Below are 14,567 nucleotides of genomic sequence, written 5' to 3'. Positions count from 1 at the left end.
CTACAACGTCCTCGAACGTAGGCCGGGTAAGCGTCAGCGCCACCCGGCAACATGCTTAACGCATGCCAGCCATCCGTTTCTTACCGATAAACAGCCAGCCCAGCCCCAGCGCAATAAACCACAGCGGCGTGACGATGAGCGCCTGACGGGTATCTTCTTCCAGCGTCAGTAGCACCAGCACGAAGACGAAGAACGCCATGCACACCCAGCACATCAGCTTGCCCAGTGGCATCTTGTAGATCGACTTCTCATGCAGATGTGGACGCTGTTTGCGGTACACCAGGTATGAGCAGAGGATGATGGTCCAGACGAACATAAACAGGATCGCCGACACCGTGGTGATCATCGTGAACGCGCCGATTACGCTCGGGTTAACGTAGAGCATCACCACACCGCCCAGCAGACAGATGCAGGAGAAGGTCAGCCCTTTCGCCGGTACCGCACGTTTAGACAGTTTGGCGAACGCGCTCGGGGCAACGCCCTCCTGCGCCAGACCAAACAGCATACGGCTGGTGGAGAAGACGCCGCTGTTCGCGGAAGAGGCCGCAGAGGTCAGCACCACGAAGTTAATCAGGCTCGCGGCAGCGGGCAGCCCCACCAACACGAACAGCTCGACGAACGGGCTCTTGGTTGGCACTACTGAGCTCCATGGCGTCACGGACATAATGATGATCAGCGCGAACACGTAGAACATGATGATACGCAGCGGAATGGAGTTGATCGCGCGCGGCAGGGATTTCTCCGGATCTTTAGTTTCCGCCGCCGTGGTCCCCACCAGCTCAATCCCGACAAACGCGAACACCGCAATCTGGAAACCGGCGAAGAAGCCGCTGATGCCTTTCGGGAACCAGCCGCCATCATTCCACAGATGGGCAAACGAGGCCTGAACGCCAGTTGGCGACTGGAAGTGCGTCAGCACCATTACCAGCCCGACGACAATCAGCGCGATGATGGCGACGATTTTGATCATCGCGAACCAGAACTCCATCTCACCGAACATTTTAACGGTCGCGAGGTTGAGGCTCAGCAGCAGGACAATCACCGCCAGCGAGGCCACCCAGTCCGACAGGCCGGGGAACCAGAATTGGGCGTAGGCCGTAATAGCGACAACATCCGCCATGCCGGTAACCACCCAGCAGAACCAGTAGGTCCAGCCGGTAAAATAGCCAGCCCACGGGCCGAGCAGGTCTGACGCGAAGTCGCTGAAGGATTTGTATTCGAGGTTCGAGAGCAGCAATTCACCCATTGCACGCATCACGAAAAAGAGCATAAAACCGATGATCATATAAACGAAGATGATCGACGGGCCTGCAAGACTGATGGTTTTGCCCGAGCCCATAAACAGCCCTGTGCCGATGGCGCCGCCAATGGCAATGAGCTGAATGTGACGGTTCGTGAGATTTCGCCGTAGCGACTGTTCAGACGTCGCCTCTTCTGCGGCGGCGACTTTGACCTGATCTACCATGTGATATTTTCCTGTTTATGCCTGTCTGTGTTGTTAAGGCTCTTCTGGCCTTTAAATACGCCAAAAAAATGACGTTCCCTTTGTAAGGGCTTATCGATAGTAGGTAAGAATCGGCGGGATGAATACTATGATTTGAATATTATGTTAATAATATGTTGAAAGTGAGTGTCATATCACTCATACAGCGCGAAACAGCTCACAAAAATACACGTAACAGTTTCGTTTGCAATACAAAATGTTGATTCCGTCGTAACTCCAGGTTTTATCGCTATTTTCCTCTCCCCGATCGGAGAGAGGAAAATAAGAAAAACCGATTACAGGATTTCCAGCAGCTCGACTTCAAACACCAGGGTGCTGAATGGCGGAATGGACGCGCCAGCGCCACGCTCGCCGTATGCCAGGTTGTGCGGGATAGTCAGTTCCCATTTTGAACCTACTGGCATCAGGGTCAGGGCTTCGATCCAGCCTGCAATCACGCCGTTGACCGGGAATTCAGCCGGTTCGCCACGCGCGACGGAGCTGTCGAACACGGTGCCGTCGATCAGCTTACCGGTGTAGTGTACGCGAACGTGGTCGGTACGCGCCGGGATTGCGCCATCACCCTGATTGATTACGCGGAACTGCAAGCCGGACTCGGTGCTGTTCACGCCTTCACGCTCACGGTTCTCTTCCAGATATTTCACGCCTTCTGCCGCCATCTCTTCGAAACGCGCGCGACGTACAGTGTCAGCACGTTCGTGGATTTCACGCAGCGCACGGTGCACAACGTCAACCGGCACAGCGGGCTGCTTGCCTTCCAGCGCGTCAGCGATACCCGCCACCAGCGCTTCCGGTAACAGACCTTCCAGGCCGGATTCGCTCAGCTGCTGTCCTACCTGCAAGCCGATGCCGTAGCTTGCCTGCGCTTCGATAGTGTCAAAAGTCGGGGTGGTCATGGGTTTTCCTTCCATCACATTTAAAGTAGCGGGCAGCATATCAGCCATGCCCTTATGGGTAAAACTTTGTCTTAAGTAAAGGTGACAAACTGCGACGAAACGGAAACAATAGTAGCCGTCAGGATTTTCCCTAATATATGTCACGAAAGCTGGCTTTGTTACGCCCATCAGGCAGTTAGCAAACTACACTTCTCAGGACAGGATAAAAAGACGCGGAGCAGGAGGAGAGCCATGCCCGGGCGATTTGAACTGAAACCTACCCTGGCGAAAATCTGGCATGCGCCGGATAACTTTCGCATCATGGACCCGCTGCCGCCTTTGCACCGCAGAGGCATTATCATCGGCGCGTTGCTGATGGTCATCGGTTTCCTGCTTCCTTCCGGCAGTGACAACGTTGATACCGGGCCGGTAAGCCGCAATGCTGAGCTGGATATCCAGTCGCAAAGCCAGCCGCAGCCTGATTCACAGCCGATGCAGACGCAACTGGTCACACCGTCTAACGATCCGGGCCAGGTTGCGCCGGTTGAACCTGAACCTGTTCAGGAAGATCAGGAGCAGGCCGCCGCCCCTTCAGAGCCACAGGCGCAACAGCCCACCGGCATTGAGCAGCAGTGGCGTTCGTATCGCGTAGAGCCAGGGAAAACCCTTGCTCAGCTGTTCCGCGACCACAATCTGCCGGCAACGGATGTGTATGCCATGGCGCAAGTCGAGGGGGCTGGCAAGCCGCTCAGCAACCTGCAAAATGGTCAGATGGTGCAGATCCGCCAGAATGCCAGTGGGGTGGTGACCGGGTTAACGATCGATACCGGAAACGGGCAGCAGGTACTGTTTACCCGCCAGCCGGACGGCAGTTTTATCAGAGCACGTTAATAGCCCAGGCCGGGTAAGGCGAAGCCGCCCCCCGGCACTTTTGTTCTCAGGCACGACGTTTATTCACCCACCAGATCCCCGAGCAGACCAGCACCAGCGCAATCGCGTATTTGATGTCCAGAATGTCTTCGCCGAGGAATATGGCGGAGAGCACTGTTCCTGCTACAGGTATGACAAAGTTGAACGGGGCAATCATACTCACGCGGTTCACTTTCAGCAGCGCGCTCCACAGGGCAAACGCCACGGATGAGAGCAGCGTCAGATACCCCAGCACGGCGACGGCCTTCATGCTGTGCACCTCCAGCGCCCCGCCCGTGGCATAGCCTCCCGCAACCAGTGCCGCCCCGCCTATCGCCAGCTGCCATCCCGTCATCACCGTCGGGTCAACGGTCTGGGAAATGCGTTTCCCGTAAAGCGTGGCCGCAGAGAGAATAAAGGCCGCCAGCACCACAAATCCGTCACCTTGCCAGACAAACTGGAAATCACTTAACCCGCCGTGGAAGTTCACCAGCATCACGCCGGTAAAGCCCAGAACACAGCCCAGCGTTTTGTTATAGCTGAGTTTGTCGTTGTGGTAGATAAAGTGCGCCAGCAGCACGCTGAAGAAGGTCCCGGTGGCATTCATGATCGAACCGTTCACCCCGGTGGTGTAAGCAAGGCCGATATAAAAGAAGGTGTACTGGATGGTGGTCTGGGTCAGCCCGAGGATCGTGAGCTGGCCAAACTGCGTGGGCGTGAGCCTGGCAATCGGTTTACGCTGGGCCAGGGCAAAGAGCAGCAGCAACGCACCGGCAAACAGAAAACGGTATCCGGCAAAGACGACTTTGGACGGAATATCATCGGTCGCGATCTGGAAGAGTTCGTAGCCACTTTTAATGGCCGGGTATGAGCTTCCCCAAAGCAGACAGCAGAGCGTGGCGCAGGCATAGGCCACATTTCGACGGGCAAAGACGGGCGTGGGCAGAGCGGTATCCATGACAAATCTCATAAATAAAATTGCGTTTCAATTTATTATCAGAGAATGCATCAGGAATAGCGACCTTACAATCGCAAAACATGACGTAGGGTCACGCTAAAAAGCAAAACGCCGGCACAAGGCCGGCGCTTCGACGTGAGCAGAGTAAAAAATTACTCAGCTACTACGTTAACAACCAGTTTAGCGAACACTTCGCTGTGAACCTGGAAGTCAACTTCGTGCTCACCAGTGGTACGCAGAACGCCGTTCGGCATGCGAACTTCGCTCTTAGCCACTTTAACGCCTGCTGCAGTGACTGCATCAGCGATATCGCGGGTACCGATGGAACCGAACAGTTTACCTTCGTCGCCAGCTTTAGACGCGATGGTAACGGTGCCCAGTGCGTTGATTGCTTCAGCGCGAGCGTTAGCAGCCGCCAGAACGTCAGCCAGTTTGGCTTCCAGTTCAGCACGACGTGCTTCGAAAAACTCTACGTTTTTCTTAGTAGCTGGAACAGCTTTACCCTGTGGTACCAGGAAGTTACGAGCGTAACCCGCTTTAACGTTTACCTGATCACCCAGGCTGCCCAGGTTTGCTACTTTATCAAGCAGAATAACTTGCATTACCTTATCCTCTTAAAGTCGTATTAATGGACCGTGCCCGATTACTGATGACGATCAGTGTACGGCAGCAGAGACAGGTAGCGAGCGCGTTTGATAGCGCGAGCCAGCTGACGCTGATATTTTGCACGAGTACCGGTGATACGGCTTGGGACAATCTTACCGCTTTCGGTGATGTAGTTTTTCAGCGTTGCGATATCTTTATAGTCGATCTCTTGAACGCCTTCCGCGGTGAAACGGCAGAACTTGCGACGACGGAAATAACGTGCCATTTGGCTAGTCTCCAGTATCTATCAAATCAATCTGCTCGGCATGCAGAACCATTTTGCTCAGGCCGTTCTTTGCCTTGTGGCAAGAGATGAACCCCTGAACGATTACTGCACTACCGACCGTTAAACTGTGAGTAATGGCCTGGTTTTCGTGTCCGCTAATGATAACGGGCATTTGGCACCACGCCTGCCGGTGAAACCCGGCTTCCTCTTGCACAGAACGATGCTCAAGCACGAACTGGCAATGCGGAATTCCTGATGGGCTGACCTTTCGAAGGGGGGTCCTGCACACGGTGCCGGACAACACCAGACGGTTGGTCATCAGAAATTACTCTTCAGAATCCCCAGCATCAGAATCATCTGCGGTTTCGTTTGCGAAATCATCGCGACGCTCACGGCGCTCGTCTTTCGCTTTAACCATCGGAGATGCTTCGGTCACTGCGTTTTTGGTACGCATAACCATGCTGCGGATAACGGCATCGTTGAAGCGGAAGGTAGTTTCCAGCTCATCAATCACTTCCTGCGGCGCTTCAACGTTCATCAGAACGTAGTGAGCTTTGTGCAGTTTGTTGATTGGGTAAGCCAGCTGACGGCGGCCCCAGTCTTCCAGACGGTGGATCGTGCCTTCTGCACCAGTGATGGCAGCAGAGTAACGCTCGATCATACCCGGAACCTGTTCGCTCTGGTCAGGATGGACCATAAAAACGATTTCGTAATGACGCATCGAATTGCTCCTTACGGATTATTCAGCCTCCTGTCTGGGTCAGCCGAGGCCCGGGGAGGCAAGGAACGTGTTAAAGGTCGGCTGAAAAATTGACGCGTCATAATACTTGCGCGCCCCGCTAAACACAAGGTGATTGCACAAATAATTCGCACAAAGGGTAAAGCTGTTCTAAGTGGGTGATTTAAAATCTCACTTATCAGAAACGCTGTTTTTTTGAACAACACCATCAGAAATGGTCACCCATCGCAACCCGGGTAGCGATTACACTTTAATCAGAGACACTGAACAGAGAAGGAGAACATTACCCCGTATCACAGCACGCAGTCGTGGAGCGCATATCATGAAAAGAATCGCAATCGCCATTTTGGCTGCGCTTTTGCTCAGTGCAAACGCGATGGCAGCCATCAGAATAGACAGCCAACAGGCCAGAAACATGGATGATGTGCAGAGCTTAGGCGTTATTTACATCAATCATAACTTCGCCACTGAAAGTGAAGCAGATCAGGCGCTTAATGAAGAAACCGATGCGCAGGGCGCAAAATACTATCACGTCATGCTGACACGTGAGCCCGGCAGCAACGGTAATATGCACGCCAGTGCAGATATTTACCAGTAACGCTTTATCGCCAGCACCAGGAAAGCCAACGAAAATCATAGCTATATATGATTGCCCCCTGCCGGGGGCTTTTTTTATGAATGGCTCCGGAATACCACCGGTTACAACTGTTTCGGTATTCCAGAGCACTTATTCACTTCTGCCCGTAATAAGCATTCGGGCCGTGCTTACGCATGAAATGCTTGTTCATCAGATAATCATCAATGCCCTGAAGATGTGGGTTAATGCCGCGCGCAATCCACGCCATTCGAGCCACCTCTTCCATCACCACCGCGTTATGCACGGCGTCATGCGCATCTTTACCCCAGGAGAATGGACCATGCTGGTACACCACAATACCCGGCGTATGCAGTGGTTCCGTCTCACCCAGCGTTTCGATAATGACCCTGCCGGTGTTAAGTTCGTACTCGCCTTCGACCTCAGCCTGCGTTAACGCCCGCGTGCAGGGAATATCGCCGAAGAAGTAGTCCGCGTGCGTCGTACCCAAAGCAGGGATCGCCAGCCCGGCCTGTGCCCAGGCGGTGGCGTGCGTGGAATGGGTATGCACAACACCACCCAGGGACGGGTAACGCTGGTACAGCGCCAGATGGGTTGCCGTATCTGAAGAAGGACGCCATTTGCCTTCAACAACGTGTCCTTCCAGGTCAACCACCACCATATCGTCCACTTTCATGGCGTCATAGGCCACGCCGCTCGGCTTAATCACCACCAGCCCCTGATCGCGATCGATGGCGCTTACGTTGCCCCAGGTAAACGTCACCAGTCCATAGCGCGGGAGATCCATATTGGCCTCAAAGACCTGCTGTTTCAGCTTAAGCATGTTCCGCCTCCAGTAAGCCTGCCCGCGCCATGCGCTCGCGCACCCAGTCCCGGGCTTTCGCCACTTCTGCCGCCGGGTCGTCCGCGGTTTCGCTCCACATCTCAATCAGGTAAGGTCCGCAATAACCTGTCTGTTTGAGCGTCTGGAAGCACCGTTCGAAATCCACCACCCCGGTGCCGAACGGTACGTTTTTAAACACGCCGGGACGGGTATCTTTTACGTGCACCGCCACGATATGCCCGATGCCCGCCTGAAGCTCCATCTGTACGTCGTTATCCCATGCCGACAGGTTGCCGATATCCGGATAAAGCTGGAACCACGGATTGTTCAGATAGTGCGCGTAGCCCAGCGCCTTGCTGATGGAGTTCATCAATGGATAATCCATGATCTCCATCGCCAGCGTCACCTGCGCACGGCTTGCCATCTCAACGCTCTCTTTCAGGCCGTCACGGAAACGACGGCGCGTCTCATCGTTGGCTTCCTGATAGTAAACATCGTAACCCGCCAGTTGGATCACGCGGATGCCAACATCCTGTGCAAAGCGAATGGCTTTACGCATGATCTCCAGCCCTTCGGCGCGTACGGCATCATCTTCGTTGCCAAGCGGAAAACGACGGTGAGCGCTCAGGCACATGGACGGCACGCGCACGCCGGTTTCGGCAATGGCGCTCACCAGCGCCAGACGCTGGTCGCGGCGCCAGTCCAGGCGAGAAAGACGCTCGTCCGTCTCATCCACCGACATTTCGACAAAATCGAAACCCAGCTGCTTCGCCAGCTGTAACCGCTCCAGCCAGCACTCCCCCGCAGGGAGTGCCTTTTCATAGATGCCAAGCGGGACCTGTTTTGACAACATACCCGCTCCTTAACCCCAAAGCTGAGCGATTGAGCGTTTAAACTGACGCGCAGCTTCCACCGGAGATTCCGCATCACGAATGCTACGACCGGCAATAAAGACGTGGATTGGAATACCCTTGAACAGCAGCAGATCTTCCAGCGCCAGACCACCGGTCACGGTCACTTTGAAGCCCATATCGGCCAGGCGTTTGATCGCGTTGATATCAGCTTCGCCCCACGCCACACCTGCGGCCTGCGCATCACGGCTGCGGTGATAAACCACCTGCTGGATACCCGCTTCGCGCCACTCCTGTGCCTGCTCCCAGGTCCAGAAGCCGGTCAGTTCAATCTGCACGTCGCCGTTGAACTCTTTCGCCACGTCCAGCGCGCCTTTCGCAGTGTTGATATCTGCACAGCAGATCACGGTGACCCAGTCGGCGTTGGCTTCAAAGCACATGCGAGAGAGAATTTTGCCCGCATCGGCAATTTTGGCATCCGCCAGCACGATTTTATGCGGATAGAGCGCCTTCAGGTCACGAACCGCACGAACGCCTTCGCCCACGCACAGAATGGTGCCGACTTCGATGATGTCCACCTCTTCCGCAATCAGACGGGTGGTTTCGTAAGCGTGAGACAGCGTCTGGTTATCCAGCGCGACCTGCAACATTGGTAATGACATTTTCAATTCCTCTTAAACGGCCGCCGCAGTGGCGTTATCAATTAAATCCAGCACGTCCTGCGCGGTACGGCAGGCACGTAAACGGTCAAAATTAGCTTCGTCATCAAACAGGTTAACGATCTGCATGATGCCCACCTCCTGGTGGGTGTTGGCATCGACAGCTGCCATGGTGATCAGAATGTCGACCGGGTCGTTATCTTCGTGGTTGAACACCAGCGGGGTTTTCAGCGTCACCAGCGCAAAACCGGTTTTCTTGACACCCTCTTCCGGGCGGCCATGCGGCATTGCCAGCCCCGGGGCAATCACAAAATAGGGGCCGTGCTGCGCCACGCCATCCAGGATGGCCTGGTAATAACGCGGCTCGACAACGTCCGCCTTAACCAGCAGGTCCACGCTCAGCTTCACCGCTTCCTGCCAGGTACTGGCTTCGGCCTGTAAAAGGATGGAGTTATTCTCAGCCAGCGAATCACGTAGTTTCATGTGGCATCCTTACTTCACGTCTTGTGGGAAGTGCTCTTTGATCACTTCCAGCAGTTTTGGCCCAAAATCCGCAGGCGACAGCATGTTGCGCACGCCTACCACGTATTTGTTGCCCGACACGCTAATCTCGCCGGCAATGTGCGTTGAAGCGATGATGATGTCCGCGCCGTTCAGTTCACTTTTGTATTCACCCACTGCGCAGCTGTTCACCGTGTGGTCAATGTTTGACTGGGTTAAAAACTGGTCCACTTTCATTTTCATGATCATGGAGCTTCCTTGCCCATTGCCACACACAGCCAGGATACGTACGGTCATAATCGAAACTCCTTAGTGAGCAGAAACTTCTGCTGTTTGTTTTTCCGCATCTTCTTCAGCTCGCAGCGAACGGCCAGCGAAGAACATATAAGTCAGTGCAATCAGGATGATGACGGCCATAAAGACCAGCCCGACGGACGCAAAGCCCTGCATCATCGGCGGTGCCAGAATTGACCAGTCCGCCATGCCCATCCAGGCGCTCATGCCGGTGAGCTTGACCGCCCACACGCACCCGAAGATTTCAACCATGCCCATCACCAGGCAGATCTTGAGCGCGGCGCGCCATCCGCCGAAGTGGTTAGCAAACACGCCGATAGTGGCGTTGGAGAAGAACATCGGGATAAAGCCAGGAATAATCAGGATTGAGGAGCCACAGCCCACCAGGATGCCGACCGCAATCAGCTGGCCGATGGTGCCCCACATAAAGCCCCAGACGACGGCGTTTGGCGCAAAGCTATAGATAGCCGCACAGTCAATCGCCAGCACCGCGCCAGGGATCAGGCGCTGAGAGATACCGTTGAACGCTTCCGACAGCTCGGCGACGAACATACGCACGCCCTGAGTGATGATGAAAATGGCCACGGCAAAGGAGAAACCGGTTTGCAGGATATAGACCGTCCAGTGGGTTTTACCCGCCATCGCCTGCACCACGTCAATGCCAAAGGAGAGCAGGATGGCACCGAAGAAAAGGGTCATCACAATCGCCGTGGAGACGATGTTGTCGTGGAAGATATTCAACCAGCCAGGCAATTTGAGGTCTTCAACACTCTCCTCTTTTTTACCCAGGTACGGTGCAACTTTGTACGCAATCCAGGAGGCGAACTGCTGCTGGTGACCGATGGAGAAACCGCAGCCGTCAGTAACGTCCTGCGTTGGCTTATACATCATGTTGGAGGTGATGCCCCAGTAAAGCGAGACCAGCACTGCCGTGCAGATGACCGTGGTCCACATTGGGTAGCCGAAGATATAGAGAGAAACGGCAATCAGCCCCGCCTGCTGGAACATGATGTGCCCGGTGAGCATGATGGTGCGAATACCGGTGATGCGGCGCAGGAGCACGTAAATGATGTTCAGCGCCAGCGCGAGCAGTACCGCATACCCAACCCAGCTGTACGCATCCCCCATGCGATCGATGGTGGCCATCATGGACGCGTAAGTGTCAGAGATGGCGCCGTTAATGCCATATACCTCAGACATTTTGGCAACGACCGGCTTAAACGTGCTGGTCAGAATGCCAGACCCCGCCTGCAACAGCATAAAACCAATGATGGTTTTGATGGTGCCTTTGATAATCACGCTGACGCTTTTGCGCAGCAGGATGTACCCCAGGCACGTCACGATACCCAGCAACAGCGGGGCGTTGGTCATTACCTGATTAAAGAAAACGGTAAAGACGTTGTAGAGGATCTCCATAACTCTCTCCAGAAAATGAGAACACGAGGGGCAATCCCTGTGTGGTTGGTGTCATCACTCTATTAATCACAAATAATCACCACAAGATTGCATTTGATTATTTGTGACGGATCACGCAATTTATTTCCATGGAGTTAGTAATGATTTTCACTACCGATCCAGAAAGATAAATAAATTCTTAATTTTCAATATATTAATTATGTGTAGCGGTTATCTTAACAACGACGAGGTGTATTTTCTGTGATGTGGCGAGGGGAATTTTCCGCAAATCAGCCATTGCAAATCGATTCAAACAGTGCCAGCATTAATCACAACAAGTCACAGTATGATTACTTTTGATTAAAACCAGGAGTCAAACGATGAGTAAAGTGAAAACCATCACCCGTGAATCATGGATTTTGAGTACCTTTCCGGAGTGGGGTAGCTGGCTGAACGAAGAGATCGAGCAGGAACAGGTTGCTCCTGGCACATTTGCGATGTGGTGGCTTGGATGCACCGGGATCTGGCTGAAATCAGAAGGCGGCGCCAACATTTGTGTCGATTTCTGGTGCGGCACCGGCAAACAGAGCCACGGCAATCCACTGATGAAAAAAGGCCACCAGATGCAGCGTATGGCCGGCGTTGAAAAGCTCCAGCCGAACCTGCGCACCACGCCTTTTGTGCTTGATCCTTTCGCCATTCGCCAGATCGACGCCGTTCTCTCTACCCACGATCACAACGATCATATCGACGTGAACGTGGCGGCAGCGGTAATGCAAAACTGCGCGGACGACGTACCCTTTATCGGGCCGCAGACCTGCGTGGATTTGTGGATTGGCTGGGGCGTGCCAAAAGAGCGCTGCATTGTGATGAAGCCGGGCGACGTGGTGAAAATCAAAGACGTTGAAATTCACGCGCTGGATGCCTTTGATCGCACCGCGCTGATCACCCTGCCTTCCGACCAAAAAGCCGCAGGCGTACTGCCAGACGGGATGGACGAGCGCGCAGTGAACTACCTGTTCAAAACGCCTGGCGGTTCCCTGTATCACAGCGGTGACTCTCACTACTCCAACTACTACGCGAAGCACGGTAACGAGCACCAGATTGACGTGGCGCTTGGCTCTTACGGTGAAAACCCGCGCGGGATTACCGACAAAATGACCAGCGCGGACATGCTGCGCATGGCCGAAGCGCTGAACACCAAAGTGGTGATCCCCTTCCACCACGATATCTGGTCAAACTTCCAGGCCGATCCGCAAGAGATCCGCGTCCTGTGGGAGATGAAAAAAGACCGACTCAAGTATGGTTTCAAGCCGTTCATCTGGCAGGTTGGCGGCAAGTTCACCTGGCCGCTGGATAAAGACAATCTCGAGTACCACTACCCGCGTGGTTTTGATGATTGCTTCACCATTGAGCCAGACCTGCCGTTCAAGTCCTTCCTCTGATTGCGCAGCCAATCGCCAGACACAGTGTCTGGCGATGTCATATTTAATTTAGTAATTTCATGCTATTTCAAATATCATCTTTTCAAATCAATTCTTTTCGGAATAGCTCATGACGGAAGCGCAACGGCATCAAATTTTACTGGAACTCCTGGCGCAAACAGGGTTTATCACCGTCGAGAAAGTGATCGAACGTTTAGGGATCTCCCCTGCTACCGCGCGGCGGGACATTAACAAGCTGGATGAAAGCGGCAAGCTGAAAAAAGTCCGCAACGGCGCAGAGGCCATCAGCCAGCAGCGTCCACGCTGGACGCCGATGAATATTCACCAGGCGCAGAATCACGATGAAAAGGTGCGGATTGCCAGAGCGGCATCACAGCTGGTGAATCCCGGGGAAAGCGTGGTGATTAACTGCGGCTCGACAGCGTTTTTACTGGGCCGAGAGATGTGCGGCAAGCCGGTGCAAATCATTACCAACTATCTGCCGCTGGCCAACTATCTCATTGACCAGGAACATGAAAGCGTGGTGATCATGGGCGGCCAGTATAACAAGAGCCAGTCCATAACCCTGAGCCCGCAGGACAGTGAAAACAGCCTCTACGCCGGGCACTGGATGTTTACCAGCGGCAAAGGCCTGACGGCGGATGGCCTGTATAAAACCGATATGCTCACCGCAATGGCAGAGCAGAACATGCTCAACGTGGTGGGTAAACTGGTGGTGCTGGTCGACAGCAGCAAGGTCGGTGAACGCGCCGGCATGCTTTTCAGCCGCGCCGAGCAAATCAGCATGGTGATCACCGGCAAAAACGCCAACCCCGAGATCCTCAGCAAGCTCGAGGATCAGGGTGTCACGGTGCTGCGCGTTTAAAGGTGCTGACGGAAAAACTCCACGGTGGCTTCCAGCGCAGCCGGAGTAATACGGTGCCGGACACCGGCACCCCACAGGCAGGTCAGATTGCTGTCCAGCCCTTCACGCTGTAGCGCCTGTTGCAGACGGAACGTTTCACCGGGCGGTACGACATCGTCGGCATCCCCATGCCACAGCAGCAGGGGACGATCGGCCAGCTGCGAAAGCGCATGGCTGACGTCCCATTCAGACAACAGGGCTTCAATCTCCTGAGGTGCCTGCGGCGGGAACAGCGTCTTTGCCAGTGACATAAAGTAGCCCGATCCCATCAGGCAAGCCACGGACGTCACCTCCGGATGCCTGGCCATGATCCCCAGCGCCGTCATTCCGCCCATTGATGCGCCTGCGACCGCCAGCCGTTTCCCCTCCACCAGCCCGGCCTGTAAAAGCGCGTCACGCAGCCCGGCGAACTCGGTCAGATTGCCGTGCAGCGTTTGCCAGAACAGCCCCAGCCGCGCCTGTTCATCGCCCGTAAAGCGTGCCCCATGATTCGGCGCATCAGGCATGACCACCCGGAAACCGGCCTGCGCCAGCGCGACGGCAAAATAGCTGTAGACCAGCTTTGAGGAGAGAAAGCCATGATAGAAAACTACCGTCGGCAGCGGCTGTTCACCTTTACCAGCCGGAAAAGCATGGATGATTTCATGCTCACTAAGCAGGCGAGTTTCAATTTCAATCATTGTCGATCCTGTGCTGATGAATGATTCATAATGTTGAGAGCTGGATTACGGTTTCACGATATTTTCATTCGAAATCTACGTCCCAGATAACACTTCGGGAACATTCCCCCAAAACTAAATTCGCAGACCACTACACTATGGCTATCAGGAAAAGAGACAGGTTTATGCGCAGGCTTACCGCTTTATTGCTGGTCTCACTGCTCAGCGGATGTTCCGTATTGCAGGGTACGCCAGAACCGGCACCGCCGGTTACCGATCATCCTCAGGAGATTCGTCGTAATCAGACGGAAGGATTACAACGCCTGGGAACCGTATCCGCGATGGTTCGCGGTTCACCGGATGATGCAGAAGACGCAATTGAAGCACAGGCCGTTGCCGCAAAAGCAGATTATTACGTCATCACGATGATTGATGAAACCATTATTACGGGACAGTGGTATGCACAAGGCATTTTGTACCGTAAGTGAGCATCATCATTTGAACGACCTTTACACTGCTTTGCGTCCGTAGACATTTTCCTGTCCACAATAAACTCCATGCCAGCAACAATGGAAATGAGTTTAT

General features: G+C 54.2%; 19 protein-coding genes. 5 read left to right on the top strand and 14 right to left on the bottom strand.

Going from position 1 to position 14,567, the window contains the following annotated elements:
* Window positions 1–55: 55 nt before the first annotated feature.
* Complete coding sequence (gene cycA, locus ACQG03_RS02230; protein ID WP_022646840.1) at window positions 56–1,465, bottom strand: D-serine/D-alanine/glycine transporter; 1,410 nt, start codon at window positions 1,463–1,465, stop codon at window positions 56–58.
* 314 nt (window positions 1,466–1,779) lie between these two features.
* On the bottom strand, window positions 1,780–2,400 hold the full coding sequence (fklB, locus tag ACQG03_RS02225) for an FKBP-type peptidyl-prolyl cis-trans isomerase (protein WP_022646839.1): 621 nt from the start codon (window positions 2,398–2,400) through the stop codon (window positions 1,780–1,782).
* 231 nt (window positions 2,401–2,631) lie between these two features.
* Between fklB and ACQG03_RS02220 the strand changes: the two genes are divergently transcribed.
* A complete protein-coding gene (locus ACQG03_RS02220; protein WP_032625204.1) occupies window positions 2,632–3,270 on the top strand; it encodes an OapA family protein in 639 nt (212 codons plus the stop codon).
* 46 nt (window positions 3,271–3,316) lie between these two features.
* Here the strand turns inward: ACQG03_RS02220 and ACQG03_RS02215 are convergent, their stop codons facing one another.
* The 5 genes from ACQG03_RS02215 to rpsF all read right to left on the bottom strand — a co-directional run bounded on the left by ACQG03_RS02215 (window position 3,317) and on the right by rpsF (window position 5,838).
* The gene (locus ACQG03_RS02215) at window positions 3,317–4,246 is read right to left on the bottom strand and encodes a DMT family transporter (RefSeq protein WP_032625201.1); all 930 of its coding nucleotides are present in this window, start codon (window positions 4,244–4,246) and stop codon (window positions 3,317–3,319) included.
* A gap of 152 nt (window positions 4,247–4,398) precedes the next feature.
* The gene (rplI, locus tag ACQG03_RS02210) at window positions 4,399–4,848 is read right to left on the bottom strand and encodes a 50S ribosomal protein L9 (protein WP_006810372.1); all 450 of its coding nucleotides are present in this window, start codon (window positions 4,846–4,848) and stop codon (window positions 4,399–4,401) included.
* Between the two features lie 41 nt (window positions 4,849–4,889).
* The gene (gene rpsR / locus ACQG03_RS02205; RefSeq protein WP_000135199.1) at window positions 4,890–5,117 is read right to left on the bottom strand and encodes a 30S ribosomal protein S18; all 228 of its coding nucleotides are present in this window, start codon (window positions 5,115–5,117) and stop codon (window positions 4,890–4,892) included.
* A gap of 4 nt (window positions 5,118–5,121) precedes the next feature.
* The gene (gene priB, locus ACQG03_RS02200) at window positions 5,122–5,436 is read right to left on the bottom strand and encodes a primosomal replication protein N (RefSeq protein ID WP_022646836.1); all 315 of its coding nucleotides are present in this window, start codon (window positions 5,434–5,436) and stop codon (window positions 5,122–5,124) included.
* A gap of 6 nt (window positions 5,437–5,442) precedes the next feature.
* Window positions 5,443–5,838 carry a 30S ribosomal protein S6 gene (rpsF, locus tag ACQG03_RS02195; RefSeq protein WP_014068637.1) on the bottom strand — a complete coding sequence of 132 codons (396 nt, stop codon included), beginning with the start codon at window positions 5,836–5,838 and terminating at the stop codon, window positions 5,443–5,445.
* Window positions 5,839–6,178: 340 nt separating this feature from the next.
* Between rpsF and yjfY the strand changes: the two genes are divergently transcribed.
* Window positions 6,179–6,454 carry a DUF1471 family protein YjfY gene (gene yjfY, locus ACQG03_RS02190; protein WP_017383944.1) on the top strand — a complete coding sequence of 92 codons (276 nt, stop codon included), beginning with the start codon at window positions 6,179–6,181 and terminating at the stop codon, window positions 6,452–6,454.
* Between the two features lie 133 nt (window positions 6,455–6,587).
* Here yjfY and ACQG03_RS02185 read toward each other — a convergent pair whose 3' ends face one another.
* Genes ACQG03_RS02185 through ulaA form a run of 6 tightly spaced genes read right to left on the bottom strand, consistent with a single transcriptional unit; the run spans window position 6,588 to window position 10,995 of the window.
* Window positions 6,588–7,274 carry an L-ribulose-5-phosphate 4-epimerase gene (locus ACQG03_RS02185; protein WP_063163221.1) on the bottom strand — a complete coding sequence of 229 codons (687 nt, stop codon included), beginning with the start codon at window positions 7,272–7,274 and terminating at the stop codon, window positions 6,588–6,590.
* Window positions 7,267–8,127 (bottom strand): L-ribulose-5-phosphate 3-epimerase, encoded by an 861-nt coding sequence (locus ACQG03_RS02180; protein ID WP_063146648.1) that lies wholly within the window; start codon window positions 8,125–8,127, stop codon window positions 7,267–7,269. Before ACQG03_RS02180 ends, ACQG03_RS02185 begins: the two co-directional genes overlap by 8 nt.
* A 9-nt stretch (window positions 8,128–8,136) precedes the next feature.
* Window positions 8,137–8,787, bottom strand: a complete 651-nt coding sequence (gene ulaD / locus ACQG03_RS02175; protein WP_063163222.1) for a 3-keto-L-gulonate-6-phosphate decarboxylase UlaD — start codon at window positions 8,785–8,787, stop codon at window positions 8,137–8,139.
* Window positions 8,788–8,799: 12 nt separating this feature from the next.
* A complete protein-coding gene (gene ulaC, locus ACQG03_RS02170) occupies window positions 8,800–9,267 on the bottom strand; it encodes a PTS ascorbate transporter subunit IIA (protein ID WP_003856024.1) in 468 nt (155 codons plus the stop codon).
* A gap of 9 nt (window positions 9,268–9,276) precedes the next feature.
* The gene (gene ulaB / locus ACQG03_RS02165; protein WP_003856022.1) at window positions 9,277–9,582 is read right to left on the bottom strand and encodes a PTS ascorbate transporter subunit IIB; all 306 of its coding nucleotides are present in this window, start codon (window positions 9,580–9,582) and stop codon (window positions 9,277–9,279) included.
* Between the two features lie 12 nt (window positions 9,583–9,594).
* The gene (ulaA, locus tag ACQG03_RS02160; protein ID WP_022646831.1) at window positions 9,595–10,995 is read right to left on the bottom strand and encodes a PTS ascorbate transporter subunit IIC; all 1,401 of its coding nucleotides are present in this window, start codon (window positions 10,993–10,995) and stop codon (window positions 9,595–9,597) included.
* 359 nt (window positions 10,996–11,354) lie between these two features.
* Here ulaA and ulaG point away from each other — a divergent pair, with 359 nt between their 5' ends.
* Both ulaG and ulaR read left to right on the top strand, forming a co-directional pair.
* A complete protein-coding gene (gene ulaG, locus ACQG03_RS02155) occupies window positions 11,355–12,419 on the top strand; it encodes an L-ascorbate 6-phosphate lactonase (protein ID WP_058647072.1) in 1,065 nt (354 codons plus the stop codon).
* Between the two features lie 109 nt (window positions 12,420–12,528).
* Window positions 12,529–13,284, top strand: coding sequence for an HTH-type transcriptional regulator UlaR (gene ulaR, locus ACQG03_RS02150; RefSeq protein WP_003856014.1), 756 nt, complete (start codon window positions 12,529–12,531; stop codon window positions 13,282–13,284).
* Here ulaR and yjfP read toward each other — a convergent pair.
* Entirely contained in the window at window positions 13,281–14,003 is a 723-nt protein-coding gene (yjfP, locus tag ACQG03_RS02145) for an esterase (RefSeq protein ID WP_023299141.1), read from the bottom strand. The two genes, ulaR and yjfP, sit on opposite strands and share 4 nt — an antisense overlap.
* 137 nt (window positions 14,004–14,140) lie before the next feature.
* On the opposite strand from yjfP, the gene bsmA reads away from it, so the two are divergent.
* Window positions 14,141–14,470 carry a biofilm peroxide resistance protein BsmA gene (gene bsmA / locus ACQG03_RS02140; RefSeq protein WP_003856011.1) on the top strand — a complete coding sequence of 110 codons (330 nt, stop codon included), beginning with the start codon at window positions 14,141–14,143 and terminating at the stop codon, window positions 14,468–14,470.
* The last annotated feature ends 97 nt before the right edge of the window (window positions 14,471–14,567 follow it).

The sequence above is a fragment of the Enterobacter cloacae complex sp. 342H5 genome (genome assembly GCF_050030905.1).
GTDB lineage: Bacteria > Pseudomonadota > Gammaproteobacteria > Enterobacterales > Enterobacteriaceae > Enterobacter > Enterobacter intestinihominis.
This window is presented reverse-complemented; position numbering and strand designations above follow the sequence as displayed.